Source organism: Neobacillus sp. BF23-41, assembly GCF_041106275.1.
The window spans coordinates 1-15,637 of record NZ_JBGBPR010000039.1 but is presented as its reverse complement, the minus strand read 5'-3'; the positions used below and the strand labels follow the sequence as shown (position 1 = coordinate 15,637).

The 15,637-nt window shown below is 36.4% G+C and carries 12 protein-coding genes; 10 read left to right on the top strand and 2 right to left on the bottom strand.

The annotated features are described in order from the left end of the window. Positions 1-27: 27 nt before the first annotated feature. Positions 28-1,665, bottom strand: coding sequence for a response regulator transcription factor (locus tag AB7942_RS27980; RefSeq protein ID WP_369449390.1), 1,638 nt, complete (start codon positions 1,663-1,665; stop codon positions 28-30). 5 nt (positions 1,666-1,670) lie between these two features. Continuing rightward, the gene (locus AB7942_RS27975) at positions 1,671-3,377 is read right to left on the bottom strand and encodes a sensor histidine kinase (RefSeq protein WP_369449389.1); all 1,707 of its coding nucleotides are present in this window, start codon (positions 3,375-3,377) and stop codon (positions 1,671-1,673) included. A 313-nt stretch (positions 3,378-3,690) separates the two neighbouring features. Between AB7942_RS27975 and AB7942_RS27970 the strand changes: the two genes are divergently transcribed. From AB7942_RS27970 to AB7942_RS27925, 10 genes are all read left to right on the top strand, one after another. Further along, positions 3,691-4,584: an ABC transporter permease gene (locus AB7942_RS27970; protein ID WP_483310940.1), complete on the top strand. Its 894-nt coding sequence runs from the start codon at positions 3,691-3,693 to the stop codon at positions 4,582-4,584. A 15-nt stretch (positions 4,585-4,599) separates the two neighbouring features. Further along, the gene (locus AB7942_RS27965; RefSeq protein WP_335439629.1) at positions 4,600-5,520 is read left to right on the top strand and encodes a carbohydrate ABC transporter permease; all 921 of its coding nucleotides are present in this window, start codon (positions 4,600-4,602) and stop codon (positions 5,518-5,520) included. 16 nt (positions 5,521-5,536) lie between these two features. Further along, entirely contained in the window at positions 5,537-7,084 is a 1,548-nt protein-coding gene (locus AB7942_RS27960) for a type 2 periplasmic-binding domain-containing protein (protein ID WP_369449387.1), read from the top strand. A gap of 153 nt (positions 7,085-7,237) precedes the next feature. Next, complete coding sequence (locus AB7942_RS27955; RefSeq protein ID WP_369449386.1) at positions 7,238-7,906, top strand: YesL family protein; 669 nt, start codon at positions 7,238-7,240, stop codon at positions 7,904-7,906. Further along, complete coding sequence (locus AB7942_RS27950; RefSeq protein ID WP_369449385.1) at positions 7,903-8,967, top strand: Gfo/Idh/MocA family protein; 1,065 nt, start codon at positions 7,903-7,905, stop codon at positions 8,965-8,967. Before AB7942_RS27955 ends, AB7942_RS27950 begins: the two co-directional genes overlap by 4 nt. Positions 8,968-9,052: 85 nt before the next feature. Beyond that, complete coding sequence (locus AB7942_RS27945) at positions 9,053-9,781, top strand: ThuA domain-containing protein (protein WP_335439623.1); 729 nt, start codon at positions 9,053-9,055, stop codon at positions 9,779-9,781. A gap of 774 nt (positions 9,782-10,555) precedes the next feature. After that, the gene (locus tag AB7942_RS27940) at positions 10,556-10,960 is read left to right on the top strand and encodes a hypothetical protein (RefSeq protein WP_369449384.1); all 405 of its coding nucleotides are present in this window, start codon (positions 10,556-10,558) and stop codon (positions 10,958-10,960) included. A 1-nt stretch (position 10,961) separates the two neighbouring features. Further along, positions 10,962-11,633, top strand: coding sequence for a PspA/IM30 family protein (locus AB7942_RS27935; protein ID WP_369449383.1), 672 nt, complete (start codon positions 10,962-10,964; stop codon positions 11,631-11,633). Between the two features lie 78 nt (positions 11,634-11,711). After that, positions 11,712-12,389, top strand: coding sequence for a M50 family metallopeptidase (locus AB7942_RS27930; protein ID WP_369449382.1), 678 nt, complete (start codon positions 11,712-11,714; stop codon positions 12,387-12,389). 399 nt (positions 12,390-12,788) lie between these two features. Then, positions 12,789-14,969, top strand: a complete 2,181-nt coding sequence (locus AB7942_RS27925; protein WP_483310938.1) for a transglycosylase domain-containing protein — start codon at positions 12,789-12,791, stop codon at positions 14,967-14,969. Positions 14,970-15,637: the final 668 nt, after the last annotated feature.

The following is a 15,637-nucleotide window of genomic DNA, read 5'->3' as shown; positions in this document are numbered from 1 at the left end:
GTTCAAGTGTTTCCACTCTCATAAATTTCAAAAAGTTTCACTTTTTGAATGGGCTATTTTTCGATAGTCTACTGGAGTATAATTGGTTTCTTTCTTAAAAAGCTTCGTAAAATAGGAGTAATTTTCATAGCCTACTTTATCAGAAATTAAATGAACAGGAAGATCTGTATTCATCAGTAAGTCTTTTGCGATGTCGACTCTCTTTTTAATAATATAATTGACCAGTGATATTCCCGTTTCCTTTTTAAATATTCTAGCAATATAATCTGGGCTAAGATAGACCGTTTTAGCTAAGTTCGTTCTCGTGATATTTTCTTGATAATTTTGATCAATATATTCACAAATAGTCTTTACAACCGATTTCTGTGAGTTAGTAAATGCCATATAGTCTAGAGAAACATCTACTAAATAGGAAAAATAAATCATTAAATCGTCTATAGATCTTGAAGATTGTTCTAGTAAAAGATCACCAATCTTCCCTTGGAATAACTTATTCGCAAGAATTTCTTTTTTCTTTAAATGAGTATAGATTAACTGAGTAATATCTAATCTAAAACTACACATCACATTATGATTTAACGCATTTTTATCTAATAAGTTTGTAAGGTATTGGTAGCACTTATTAATGAAACTTAATCTATTGCCGGTTTGGAGATATTGTTCCAACAATTGCAGATTGGGCTCAGCATATTTTGTATCGCTTATTTGGTGAGTTTCTAAACAAAATGTTTTGTTTCTATAATCGAATGTTTCATCTTGGACAACTTTAAGCTTCTTCACAATGGATTGAATGTTGTCTAAAGCACCTGACAAACCTATATTGCATTGGGCATCACAATGTAATTGATTGTTAATGGCTGCAATTGTTTGCTGAAAAGAAGAAATTAACTCCCTTGCAGATGGTTCAATCGTACAATCTATTAATTTAAAAATAGCGAGATACTCGTCTTTATTTTTACTAAGTTGCAGGAAAGCATCTAAACGAATAGGGCTGTCTTTGAAGGATTCAATTATAATAGATTTCAACCTTTTTTCAAGATTATTTTCTTGATCAAATATAAAAATTATTTCCTTATTCTCAACTAATTTATATGGAAATAAGTCGAGTATTAGTGGTAAGAAACAATCATCCATAGAATATTCTAAATTATGGATTCTCAGTTGTTCTTGTATTTCTTCGCTAGATAAAGAGTGATTTTCTTTTAAATAGGTGAACCAAAAATGGTCTACTAGTTTTTCTTTATTTTGTTGCCAGTAATGTCCGACTTTCATCGCATCTTCATTTATTTGACTCACATTTACTTTTTTTATCGCTTTTTTTATGATTAATTCTAGTTTATCAAATTCAATTGGTTTTAAATAATATTCAAAGCTTTGAAGTTCTATCGCTTTTTGTGCGTAGTTAAAGTCCGCAAAATTAGTTAAAAAGATAGCTTGAACATTAAATCCCTCTGATCGTATCCATGATAATAATTCAAGACCGCTGCCTTGTGGCATTTCTATATCGCTAATGAGAATATGGATTGTATTGTGATCAAATATTTTCTTTGCTTGACGAATATTGTTTGCGGTGTAAATTTGTTCGATGCCTAAGGAGGCCCAATCCATTTTTTGTTCTAAAGCAGAGACGACAAAGCGATCATCGTCAACAATCAACACATTCATACTGTTCACTCCTCGTACATAAGGTAAGGGATCATTAACATAATTCTGGCACCGCCATCAGGATCGTTAGAAAAGTTTATCAAAAACTCTCCCCCATACAATAGTCGAAGCCTTTGGACTACATTGTTGATCCCGATATGATTTCCCTTTCTATTCGTTAAAGGAATATTGTTCTGAAGCTTATCTAGTATATCAGGAGGGAATCCTGGGCCCGTATCCTTTATCGTGATTTTAATGAATTTATTGTTATTCATATTAACATGATAAATACTTATGAAGATGCTCATTTCATCATCTAAAGAAACGGAATATCTAACCGTATTTTCAATGAATGTTTGGATGACTAATGGCGGAATTTTCGCTTGGTCTATATCAGGTTCGATAAATCTTTCAAAAAGAAAAGCGGGTCCATGCACTAATTTTTGAATAGCCAAATAATCATTTATATGCTCTAATTCCTTCTCTAGCTTGACAAAGTCTTGGTTTGTTTGAAATAAATATCTGAAATATTTAGCTGTGGATGATGACATTTCTATAATTTCGTTATACATCTTCATTTGAGCCATACTATATATGGTTGTTAAACAATTGAGATAAAAATGGGGTTTTATCTGTAATTTCATAAAATCCATTTGTATTTTATTCTTTTCAATTTCTTGCTCATAAATATTTACTTTTAGTTTTTTTATTTCACTGATCAGGCCTCTGAATTGGACATTTGCTTCTTCAAGCTCTTTAATACTACTGGTTTCAAAATCAATGATCCCATTATTGTTATTTATATCAGCAAGATTTTTAGAAAAAGCATGAACGGGGGATATGACCTTTTTCTTTATATAGAGCAGCATAAGGAACAAAATCAAACTAATAAAAATGGTTGCTGTTATAATAGTTAATTGAGCTAAAATGACTTTTTCAAAAGCACCAAAATGATCAACGGTTACATGTAGGGAAAAGGGGAGTGATGTGTCTTCCTCATCAAAAAACAGGTGACTATTGAAAAGTGTACCGGGTTCCTCTTTTTCCAATAAATGAACCGGATTTGAGTTAGAAAGAAAAACATATTTATCCTGTTCCATAATAATCGAGCCGTTCTTGCCTAATTTGATGTCTTGTAAAGGCGAAAGGATATCATCTACTGAAACCAAACAAATAAATACTCTATTTTGGTATTCGATTAAATGATATAAATAGAATTTTTTATTCAGCTTAAGAGATTGCCAGGTTTTTATGTTCTCATAATTATTTAACGTTTTCGTTTCTGACATTAAAGTTTTTTTCATTTTAAGGTAATCAGAATAGTTGATTTTAATGGGAGAACTATTAAAAAAGAGGTTCTCTTTTTTTAATGCTAAGAAGAACTGATATTCTTTTCCGGTAGAGTATTGAAAATCGTTTACTCTCGTTCTGAAATTGCTAAGGCTAGTGGAGAATTCATCTACACCTTGAGCATCTTCGATATCTCCAATTAATGGTTCATTCTTAACAGTCCAAATCATAAAATGATCGATTGCATTAAGCCTTTTTTGTGTGTCCCTTAAATAAAGGTTAAAAGTATTTTCAATGTAATCAATGCTTTGTTGTCTAGTAATAGAGATTGTTATGACACTAACAACGCAATTGATTAGGAAAATACAAATTAAAATGATAATAAGCATTTTCGAATAATAATTAATGGAATAGGATGGATTTTTTCCAAAGGGTAACCGCAACTTTTTTCAACTCCTGTACTATCCTCATTATATATAGTATAAACTTGCAGTTTCTAGCAAAAAAACGTCAAGAAAGCGATTGAATAGCTGTAAAAGGACTGAATAGTGCTATTTTGTTAAATTTACTTAAGAGAATGTCTCCATTTGCACTAAATAGTATTACGAATGGTCGGTTTATTTCTATTTATTGTGAATGCGCTTTCTTATAATAGGTATATCAAATAAAGGAGGGAATCATGTGAAAAGTACACTTGCTTCGCAACGATTTACGAATGCCGCCGTCCTATCGAACGAAAGCAAAACATCTAAATGGATGAGACAGTTTAAGAAAAGCGGCCCTTTATATGTTTTACTATTACCTTCCATTATATTATTAATCTGTTTTACTTACATTCCTATGTACGGATTAGTAATGGCCTTTAAAGATTATTCACCAGCATTAGGGATATGGGGAAGCCCCTGGGTAGGATTCAAGCATTTTATTCAATATTTTCATTCCTATCAATTTGATCTGACGTTAAAAAATACATTGTATATCAGTTTATACAGTATTTTGGTAGGGTTTCCATTACCGATTGCGTTAGCCATACTTTGTAATCAAATTCGTATCGGACTGTTTAAAAAGGTATTTCAAGTCACAACCTATTTACCGCATTTCATTTCTACAATGGTTATGTGTGGAATGATCTTGATTTTCTTGTCACCAAGCAATGGATTGATAGCTAATTTGTTAGGATTAATTGGAATCGAAATGCCCAACCTATTATCAAATCCATCATTTTTTAGCAGTATCTATGTATGGAGCGATGTTTGGCAGCATTTAGGCTGGGATAGTATTATTTTCTTAGCAGCTCTATCATCCATTGATCCTACCTATTATGAGGCTGCTACCATGGATGGTGCGAGCAAAATGCAAAAAATCCGTCATATTGATTTACCCTTACTTTTACCTACCGCAATGATTTTATTGATCTTACGAGCAGGCAGTCTTTTGAGTGTCGGATTTGAAAAAGTCTTTTTATTACAAAATCAATTAAACTTACCTGGAAGTGAAATCATATCTACATATGTTTATAAAATAGGGATACAGAATTTCCAATACAGCTTATCAACTGCCATTGGGTTATTCAATACTGTAGTCAATATCATTATCTTACTATTAGTGAATTATATGTCTAAGAAACTTACGAAAACAAGCTTGCTTTAGAAGGGAGGTAAGGCAATGGAACTATTAATAAACAAAAAGTTTTTTAATAAAATGAGAGCTCAAAAGAGTTGGAAAGATCGAATTTTTGATTTTGCCGTGTATGGATTCGCGGTACTAATGATCTTGATGATTATTTATCCACTTTGGTTTATTATTATCGCCTCATTTAGTAATCCTGCCGATGTTTTAAATGGAAAGGTCTGGTTTTGGCCCGAAGAGTGGAAATTAGATGGATATATGGAATTATTTAAACAAGATATCGTTTGGAAAGGATATCTAAATACCATCATCTATACCGTTGTCGGAACATTTATTGCTTTAGTTGTAAACATTCCAGCAGGTTATGCATTATCAAGGCAAGAATTGTTTGGAAGAAAGTGGATATCGTTGTTCATTATTATTCCGATGTTCATCGGCGGTGGGTTAGTTCCAACTTATTTAGTCGTGAAAGCTTTTGGATTATTAGATACCTTCTGGGTGATGGTGTTACCGTTTGCCGTCTCATCTTTCAACATTATTATCGCAAGAACATTCTTTAAACAGAGTATTCCTGAGACTCTTTGGGAAGCAGCGCAGATTGATGGCTGCGGGACCTTTAGATATTTTCTCACGATGGTGCTGCCATTATCAAAGGCAATTCTAGCCGTTATCGGTCTTTGGACAGCAGTCGGGATATGGAACTCTTGGTTTAATGCCTTAATTTATATTACAAATGAAGATTTGCAACCGCTTCAATTGATACTTCGAAGAATTTTGATATCGAATCAGTCCCTTCTGGGAACTGCTTCAGGAGATTTAGCTTCGGAATTACGAAGATTATCTGAGATGATGAAGTATGCAGCAATTGTCGTCTCCACTGTTCCTATCATGTGCTTGTATCCATTTTTACAAAAGTATTTTAATCAAGGTGTTATGGTTGGTTCAATTAAAGAATAATCTATTGGGGGAAAAAATGATGCTTAAGAGAAAATTAGGAATCGTAATGAATTTAACGTTGGCGGCTAGTTTAATAGTTGGCTGTAGTAATACTTCATCTAGTTCCAGTTCGAAATCTAATGATGATGGAACGTATAAAATTGCGACCGTCCGTTGGTCTGACTGGGGAGACGACTTTTTAAAAGGGTTTGTTGCAGAAACTGAAAAAAAAGCAGGAATTTCAGTTGATTGGGATACATATTTGAATTCTGAATGGCCAGACAAAAAATCAGTACTATTAGCTGGTGGAGATTTACCGGATGCATTTTGGGGGTCTATTACGCTAACGGACGCAGATATAGCTAAGAACCAAAGCATGTTTATTCCACTAGAAGATTTGATTGAAAAAAACATGCCGAATTTAAAAGCAGCATTTGAAGCGGACCCTACATTGCGTGCTATGGCTACATCTCCTGATGGACACATTTATAGTTTGCCGAAGAAACTTCCTTTAAGACCAATTGCAGGAAATTCCTTGTACATCAATAAAAAATGGCTGGATAATTTGGGTCTGTCCATGCCTGAAACGTATGAAGAGTTTTATAACGTTTTAAAAGCATTCAAGGAAAAAGATGCAAATGGAAACGGGGACCCAACTGATGAAATTGCTTATCAGGGTGATGTTCTGGGGTTCATTTTACCATTTGGTTTACCTAAAGGCAGTTATTCCACTTCTATGACTGTAAAAGATGGAAAGCCAGTCTTTATGCCAACTGAAGAAGCTTTTAAAGAAGGCATTGAATGGATGCATAAAGCGTATGCAGAAGGACTAATTGATAAAGAGTTATTTACACAAGATACCTCTATGGCTGAAGCAAAACGGAAAGATGAAAAAGGTTCTTTGGTGGGAGTTTCCTCTGGTTGGACACCTGACGCTACATTTGGACCAAATGCAAGTGAGTATGTTCAATTACCTGCACTAGAAGGTCCAGATGGACAACGTTATGTCATGACGGATGCACCAATCTATTCTAGAGATGAGTTTATGATCACAACGAAAGCAAAGAATCCTGCTAAATTATTAAAATGGGCAGATCAATTCTACACAGAAGATGCAAGTATTCAAACGTTCTACGGTTCGTTCGGTGTTGGGGTTGAAAAGAATGATGACGGAACATATAAAGTCTTAGATGCTCCGAAAGGTGAGTCTGCAGATATATTTGCTTGGGTTAACTCATTCCGTGATTTTGGTCCTAAATTTATCGGGGAAGACTTTAACAAAAAGGTAACCTTACCAACTAATGGCGGAGATGGATTGAAGCTTGAATTAGATAAACAAATTAATAAGTATGTAAGAGATCAATTTCCAAATGTTTCTTATACAGCAGAAGAGATGAACCAATTAAGTGCATTAAATACAGACCTTACATCTTATGTGAATTCTATGCAATCTAAATGGGTTGTTGAGGGTGGAGCTACTAAAGAGTGGGATTCATATATTTCCCAATTAAAACAAATGGGCTTAGATGAATATGTGAAAATTCAGAAGCAAGCATTTGATAGATATCAAAAAAATCTTAAATAAAAGATAAATTAACCAAATAAACCTTTTTTAAGCTCTTGATCGAAATGACAGCCGGTTCACGTGATAATCGCGCGGCCGGCTGTTGTGTATGTAAAGAAGAGAGTGAACATTGGGCGGTTAATAACGGTTTATCTAGAAAGGGGCGGCAAAAAAATGAGTCAATTATTTCAGTTGAATAGTCCATTGATTAAATTCTTATCAAGAGCAGTTGATATTGTCATATTAAACTTTTTATTCATACTCTTTTGTATTCCGATCCTAACCATTGGCACTTCCATTACTGCCTTATATTCTGTAACTATTAAAATGGCAAGCAATGAAGAGAGTTATCTATGTAAGAGCTTTATCCTATCTTTTAAAAAGAATTTTACCCAAAGTACTATTGTTTGGTTCATAATGTTGGCCTCAGGTTTTATCCTTCTAGCAGATTTCTATTTTTTAGGAAATCTTAATGGAGTGCTTAGGATATTTTTCACAAGTGTGTTAATCCTTTTTGGATTTGTTTATCTTTGCATCCTGCTTTTTATTTTTCCTTATATGGCCAGATTTGAAAACACGATTAAACAGTCATTATTAAATTCATTATTAATAGGAATTTCCAATTTTCCAAGTCTGCTGCTAGTGATCGTTTTGACCTTTGTTCCAGTTATTTTTGTGTTTTCTTCCGTTATAGGATTCCTATCCGTGCTGTATATTGGAACGTTCGGAGGATTTGCCTTATTAGCCTTTGTAAATTCCTATATGTTTAGAAAAGTGTTTTCAAAATATGATGGTAGGAATGTAGAGGAAAAAAGTCTGTTAAACGAAGGAGTGAACATATGATTCGCAATAAAGTAGTTACTGTTGGGGTCATTGGTCTTGGCGGGATGTCAAATTTTTATCTTAGAAACATTTCTAAAATAGATTCGATTCAAGTTGGTGCGATTTGTGATAGTAATCAAGATATTTTAAACAAAATCGGTGAGGAAGAAGGCATTAGTCAGGATAAACGCTTCAATAATATTGAAGAGATCATTGTCTCTCCTGATGTTGATGCGATAATCTCTGTTGTTCCCAATAACTTGCACGCTAAAATCTTGGAGTTATGCATTTTACATCAAAAACCAATATTAGCTGAAAAACCATTTACATTGAATTTTGAGGAAGCAGAGAATCTGAATCTTTTATATAAGAAAAATCCAATTCCTTGCATGATAGGATTTATTCATCGTTATACACCATCTTTTCAATACGCAAAAAAGTTATTAGAAGAAAATACAATAGGTCAAATACGTCATATTGATGTACGATACCAACAATCGTTTGGAGCGCCTTTATTCAATGTTCCGTATTTATGGCGTTTTAATAAAGCAGTTACTGGTACAGGAGCATTAGGCGACTTGGGAGCTCACATGATTGATAGTGCTCGGTTTTTTGTAGGAGAATTCCATTCAGTCTCAGCATTGATGAAAACCTTTGTTGACAGACGGTTAGACCCTATTACTGGAGAAGAGAGACAGGTTGACGTGGATGATTTTACAAGTTTCCAAGCCATTCTTGGAAATGGCGTAGTAGGGAATTTTGTCACTACAAGAAATGCAATTGGATCATCGAATCAGCTTGAAGTTACATTATTCGGGGATTGCGGAACGATCCATATGAATATTGAGCGTCCAAATGAAATTGATATTTATGTTAAGGGTAAATCAGAAGAGAAACCTGTTTTGAAGACAGAAACAGTACCAGAGAAATATAATAAGACCATTTTAAGTGACTTTGCTGAACTAATCTTAAATAACAAAGGTCAGAATATGCCTACCTTTGACGATGGATACAAGAACCAAAAAGTAATTGATCGGATCATCATTTCTGCAGAAAAAGGGCACGTTGTGAATGTTGATTGATTCGATTGGAGCAAGGTGTAGTTTTCTATTCAAAACGTAGCTTACTAGAGTACTTAAATTGTTAATGAAAATGGAGGAAGAAAAGATGATAAAGGTAACAGTATGGAATGAAAATCGCCATGAGCAAAAAAATCCAGTTGTAAGCGAAATTTATCCGAGTGGCATTCATGGCGCGATTGCCGGATTCTTAACAGAAGCTGGATTTCAAGCAGGAACAGCTACATTAGATGAGCCAGAGCACGGTTTAACAGTTGACGTATTAAATAACACAGACGTACTCATTTGGTGGGGACATCTTGCACATGGTGAAGTAAGTGACGAAGTAGTATCGAAAGTTCGGCAGCGCGTATTGGATGGAATGGGACTGATTGTACTTCATTCTGGTCACTTCTCCAAAATCTTCAAAACATTAATGGGGACAAGCTGTGACTTGAAATGGCGTGAAGCGGATGAGAAAGAACGTCTGTGGGTTGTAGCTCCAAGCCATCCGATCGTCGAAGGAATTGGGGAGTTTATTGAACTTGAAAAAGAAGAAATGTATGGTGAGCATTTTGATATCCCGGCACCAGAGGAACTTATTTTTACAAGCTGGTTTGAAGGCGGCGAAGTATTTCGAAGCGGCTGCACCTATACAAGGGGCAACGGCAAGGTATTTTATTTCAGACCGGGACATGAAACCTATCCAACGTATTATAACAAAGACATTCAACGTGTGATTGTGAATGCAGTGAAATGGGCTCAGCCTGTAGAGCGTAATCGCCCTGTCTACGGAAATGCACAGCCATTAGAAAAAATTGCAGTGAAAGTAAACTAATTTAGGGTTTTGGAAAATATGTAATAAGAGTCAGAAAATATGTAATAAGAGTCAGAAAATATGTAATAAGAGTCAGAAAATATGTAATAAGAGCCTGAAAATATGTAGTAAGGCCAATAATTATGTAATAAGAATCCTGAATATAAAAATACCACCCTTTTGCCTGCTTCGGCACGGGGGTGGTATTTTAATTTTGCTTCTCCCTATAGGAACATATTGATAATTAGCACACCAGCAAGTACGACAAGGGATGCAATGGCAGAAACTCTTACTAAATATAAGGGTTTCTGCCTTTTTTTTGATAACTTTTGGTGCCTGACACCACACGAATTTGACTATGGATACGTATAGAAGCAGGTCTACCATCTGTGAAGCCCATATTACTATTAATTTTTGCCTGTTTTCGAAAATAACGTTGTTATTACTCATAGAGGGGCTCGTTAAAAGGATGTTTTGTGTAAAATTACACTTCAATAGCTGAGCATTTATGATTTATAAAACGACTTGTCTCTTTAATGTGCGAATTTTTGAGTTTTATGAGCGAATCTTCGAGTTTTGTGGGCGAATTTTAGGCTTTAATGGGCGAATTTAGTGTTTTTATGAGCGAATTTAGAAGCAATAGCTTATATAGTAAGAAACTGAAACTCATTTTGGTAGATTTCCCTCCTATTTCGTCCTAAATAAAAAACTTACTTGCTAGCTTTCTCTTTTCACCAAGTTTTCACCATTCTCTATTACTATTCATTACATCAGGTAACGAAAGGAGATAAAGAGATGAATACAAAAGTGAAAAAGGGTATTTTCTGGGGTGTGATCATTGCCTCTACGGTACTAGTGATTAACGTACTCCACTTTCTACTAGGAGGGAGCAGTGCTTATGCTAGAGGTCCTCATGGACATGGTCCCGGTGAAATGGGAGGCCGCGGCGGATTTGGCGGGGGCCGTGAGATGATGAATGGCGCTCACCATGACGGAGGATTCCCTTGGCTCTTCCTAATTATTGGACTAGCTGCTCTAGTACTATTCGTAAGATGGCTCAGAAAGAAGTCGAAAGCTTCTTCGATGCAACAGTTTATTAACACTTCTGTGGTAGGCTCGCATATCCCGGTAACTAACCAGAATGCTAGCGTTTTAGATCAATGGGAAAAAAATTTAGTAACTAAAAAGGAGAATGAATAGCATGGGTATTTTTAAAAGATTAAAAACAATTACAATGGCGGAAATTAACGGGCTTTTAGACGGTATCGAAGATCCGATTGCGATGTTAAATGAGTATTCTAGGGAAATGGAACAGGAAATTGTCAAAGGTCAGAAATCCCTAGCTAGGCAAATTTTTGTAGAGAAAAAACAAGCGGCACTCATTTCGGAAACGAAAGCATTAGTGGACAAGCGTACTCGTCAGGCCAAACTGGCGATTGAACAAGGGGACGAGGCCATGGCCAAATTGGCTGTGCAAGAAAAACTCAACCATGATCGCCAGCTACAACTATATGAGGAGCAATACGAGTCGATTAAGGGACAAACCCAAATCCTTATCGAAAAATTGGACGAGCTGAAGGAAACGTACAACCAAATGCAGCAAAAGAAAATCTTGTTAGCTTCACGTGCGAATGTGGCTCAGTCGATGAAGCAAATTCAGAAAGCGACGGTTTCCTTCCAAACCGATGATATTGCGAGAGGTGTGGCCCGTGCAGAAGAGCGGATCTTAATGATGGAAGCAGTAGTTCAGGCAGGAACTCAATTTGCGACTCCATTAGCTCAGTTTGAAGCAGCGAACAGTAGCTTTGTGAGTGATGAAGAGCTCAATAAGGAAATTGAAAAGTTAAAGTATGAAAAAGTGGCGGTCTTATAATTCAAGTTTGTGAAGCACCACCGTTTTGGTCTGGTGCTTTCATTCTATTTTGCATAGAGAGGAGGGTTTAGATTGAATATGACAACGCTGATTCTTATTTACCTGGGTGTAGCGTTGGTGGGGAGCGGGCTTCCTATTATCAGGGTTTATTTAGCCCATTTCCATAACTTAGTCCATCTCGTGATCAGTGCTTGCGTGGAAGGTGGTAAAATCCATCTGCATCGAGATGGTTCAGGCCAGACAACCGGGAATCCTACTTCACCCTTTAAAAAAGCGCTCATTTCATATGCAGGCTATACGGGTGCTTCGGTGGCAGCAATTGGATTGTTTTATTTAGTATCGAAAGGCCACTATCATTTGGTTATTTATCTGTATTTAGGGCTTACTGTTCTTGCCTTATTGTTGTGGATTCGCAACGCTTTTGGCGTGATCTGGGGACTTTCCATTGCTGTCCTATTGGCTTTGCCCGTCTATTTCCGCTATGAAACTGTTTTACCTGTGAATGTTAACTTCGAAATGGTGCTCGTTCATATGAGTATATTCCTAGCCTCGATTCTATTTGTTCAATCTATTATTGGTGCGGTTCAGGTGTGTAAACAAGCGTTTATGTCGAGAAGCAACCCGAAGAGAAAGGTGGCGCTGGTTCAAACGAAATTAGTTCCAGCCGTTGTTTTGGGGCTAACTCTTGCCGGACAGACGGCTTGTGTCGGCTACTTTTTAGTACAGAATTTTATCAGTTTTCCGTTTAGTTTTTGAAAAATATATATGCCCGATCAAATCCTCTTCCGAACATGGGAGGGGATTTTTTATTTTTTTATATCTAACTTCCAAACAGTCAATCTGGGGATATTTGTGAAAACGGGTTGTCAGTAAAAAACACAAATGGATAAGTGCAGTGAATTGTCTTACTTCTCGAATCTGGAAATTGTGCCTAAGGAGCCAATTGGAAGAAAAAATTATTCCTGATTCCCTCATAAATGTAAGACCACTTACGAAGTTCTATAAATAGTTGGTTGAAGGGAGAAGATTTCCCTTTTTACGTCTTAGTGAAGGAAGTACAACGGCCTAAATATTCTTATTCATTTAAATAACTGATCAATACCTCCATTAAAATCAACTTTGTGTAACCATAAATAGACATGGGAGAGAAGAAGAATGCCAGAAGAGACCTATCAATCTCGTGAGGAACGAAAACAAGCGGAAAACGCAAGACAGAATCAACAAAGAAATCAGCGAACACCGAAGAAAAAAGGATCATTATTGAAAAAAGTAATCATTGTCTGTCTCGTACTTGGACTTGTTTCAACAGGAGCAGGAGCTATATCGTTCGCTTCAATGATTAAGGATTCGCCTAACTTGGATGCTTCTAAGCTGGTGGATCCACTTTCTACAAAATTCTATGATGAGAACGGAAACTTTATTTATGAGTACGGGAAGGAAAAGCGAACAAAAATTGCGTATGAGCAAGTTCCGAAAGTGCTGGAGCAAGCGTTTATCGCCACGGAAGATTCCCATTTTTATGAGCATCAAGGGATCGATATCAAAAGGACGGCCAAGGCCATTTTTGTAAACTTAACCGGAGATTTCGGATCGCAGGGCGGTAGTACAATTACGCAGCAAGTGATAAAGAATTCCTTTTTGACTCCAGAGAAAACATTAAGTCGAAAAGTGCAAGAATGGGACTTGGCGTATCAGTTGGAAAAGAAATATTCCAAGCACGATATTTTAATGATGTACTTAAACAAAATTTACCTTGGAAACCGCGCTTACGGAGTAGCTGCTGCAGCAAAGAGTTACTATGGTATTGATGCAAATGATTTGAAAAAATTGACGCTCGCGCAGGCAGCCATGTTAGCTGGACTGCCGCAGAGTCCGAATAACTATGATCCGACCAAGCCAGAAAACAAAGAAGCAGCCACGAAGCGTCGTACTATTGTCTTACGTTCGATGCTTAGAGATGGTTATATAACAGAGAAACAATTGCAGGAAGCGTCAAAAGTTCCAGTTACTGAGGGACTTGTACCAAAAAGCACGCAACAAAATATGCCTTACGAAGCGTTTTTAGATGCAGTTGTAAAAGAGGTAAAGGGTAAACTGAAGGATGTAGACATCAGTAAGGATGGATTATCTATCTATACTACCCTAGATCAAAAAGCACAGGATTATGCAGACAAGATGTTGAACACCAATGAAATCATTGCCTATCCAGATGCAGGTTTTCAGGGAGCTTTCGTCTTTTTAGATACCAAAACTGGTGAAGTCAGGGCGATCGGCAGCGGGCGAAACGACTATAAAGCAGAATTTCTAGGTAACAACTTTGCAGTTGATATCAAACGTCAACCAGGCTCAACATTTAAGCCGATTTTTGATTATGGCCCTGCGATTGAAAATTTGAAATGGTCCACTGCACATCTAATCAATGACCAGAATACCTCCTATTCAACCGGCGAGCCGATTTCCAACTGGGACCATCAATATCACGGAATGCTGACGATACGGAATGCACTGAAAAAATCTTATAATATTCCTGCTCTTCTCACGATGCGGGAGGTTGGAATGGATCAGGCAAAGAACTTTGCAGAAAAACTCGGCATTACTTTTAAAGATAACCAAGTATATGAATCCTATTCGATTGGAAGCAATACCGTAAGTCCTCTAGCCATGGCAGGGGCCTACAGTGCTTTTGGAAATAACGGCAACTACAATAAACCGCATTTTGTCCAAAAGGTGGTACTTCCGAATGGCAAAGTAGTGAATTTTACGGGAAAATCCAAACGTGTCATGCAGGATTATACGGCATATATGGTGACGGATATGTTACGCACAGTCGTAAATGATGGGACAGGTACAACAGCGAATGTCCTTAACCTAGATGTTGCAGGGAAGACAGGTACAACCAATTTCAATGCAGAGACTAGAACTAAATTTGGATACCCGACCAACGCGACAAATGATAGCTGGTTTGCAGGATATACCCCGCAATACACAATGGCGGTCTGGACCGGATACGCACAAAACGGTAATGGTAACTATATGGTCGCAAATACGCAGAAAATTTCGCAGTATATGTTTAAAGCCATGATGCAGTCATTTGGAACAGATTCATCGCGTTTTCAGGAGCCAAACAGTGTCTATCGAGTAAATAATGAACTGTATATTAAAGGGGTCAATTCTGCAGAAGTACCACCAAAACCTATTATCAAAAAAGAAAAACAGGTTAGTGAAGATAGTGGGAATGGGAAGAAGCAAAAAGAAGAAGCGAAACAACAAAAAGAGCAACGGAAAAATCATCAAGGGAAAGGGAAAGAAAAAGGAAAAGGGAAAGAGAAGCATTAATCCCGGAGACAGTCGCGGGAATCCCGGTGCCTGTCATGCGCCGGATTTTGTCGAAGATTGATAGATTACTAAGTGTCAGGCACCGTCAGTCAGGATTCTAAGGAAGTTCAAGGCATTAAAAACACCCCTTATCTACACATGTAGGTAAGGGGTGTTTTGTATTATTAGGTCTAGGTTATGAACCTCTATTAGACAATAAAGAGACCCTAACCGGTACATCATACTTTGTGAGTCACTAAAATAATTTTCACTCTTTGTTGGCGCAAGAACTATGTATCTATTAACTTCTTGGGTTTCGCAAACAAATGCTGTAGTTTCGCAAACAAAACCTAAAATTGGGCAATAAACTCTCTCCTATTGAAAGAAACTCTCTATAAAAAAAGAAAAACTTTCTGTTGCATATGTGAATCGAAGGTGCTATTATAAGGAAGTTGCTTTTAACGGCTGTCAAATTCGTTGAAAGTGAGAACAAAAAAATAAAATATTATATTGACATAACAATAGAGATTCGATATAATAATAACTCTGTCGCTTCTGACATGATAGATTGTTCTTTGAAAACTAAACAAACAAAAACGTCAACAAACAATAAAAAAAATCGTGTTTCTTCTATTAATATGAAGAACATGAGCCAACGTAACAAAATGAGCTAATCAACTTTCTTGGAG

Coding starts and splice junctions, on each gene's coding strand:
- AB7942_RS27980 (WP_369449390.1), bottom strand. CDS start 1,665: ATGAATGTGTTGATTGTTGACGATGATCGCTTTGTCGTCTCTGCTTTA.
- AB7942_RS27970 (WP_483310940.1), top strand. CDS start 3,691: ATGAGACAGTTTAAGAAAAGCGGCCCTTTATATGTTTTACTATTACCT.
- AB7942_RS27965 (WP_335439629.1), top strand. CDS start 4,600: ATGGAACTATTAATAAACAAAAAGTTTTTTAATAAAATGAGAGCTCAA.
- AB7942_RS27960 (WP_369449387.1), top strand. CDS start 5,537: ATGATGCTTAAGAGAAAATTAGGAATCGTAATGAATTTAACGTTGGCG.
- AB7942_RS27955 (WP_369449386.1), top strand. CDS start 7,238: ATGAGTCAATTATTTCAGTTGAATAGTCCATTGATTAAATTCTTATCA.
- AB7942_RS27950 (WP_369449385.1), top strand. CDS start 7,903: ATGATTCGCAATAAAGTAGTTACTGTTGGGGTCATTGGTCTTGGCGGG.
- AB7942_RS27945 (WP_335439623.1), top strand. CDS start 9,053: ATGATAAAGGTAACAGTATGGAATGAAAATCGCCATGAGCAAAAAAAT.
- AB7942_RS27940 (WP_369449384.1), top strand. CDS start 10,556: ATGAATACAAAAGTGAAAAAGGGTATTTTCTGGGGTGTGATCATTGCC.
- AB7942_RS27935 (WP_369449383.1), top strand. CDS start 10,962: ATGGGTATTTTTAAAAGATTAAAAACAATTACAATGGCGGAAATTAAC.
- AB7942_RS27930 (WP_369449382.1), top strand. CDS start 11,712: ATGACAACGCTGATTCTTATTTACCTGGGTGTAGCGTTGGTGGGGAGC.
- AB7942_RS27925 (WP_483310938.1), top strand. CDS start 12,789: ATGCCAGAAGAGACCTATCAATCTCGTGAGGAACGAAAACAAGCGGAA.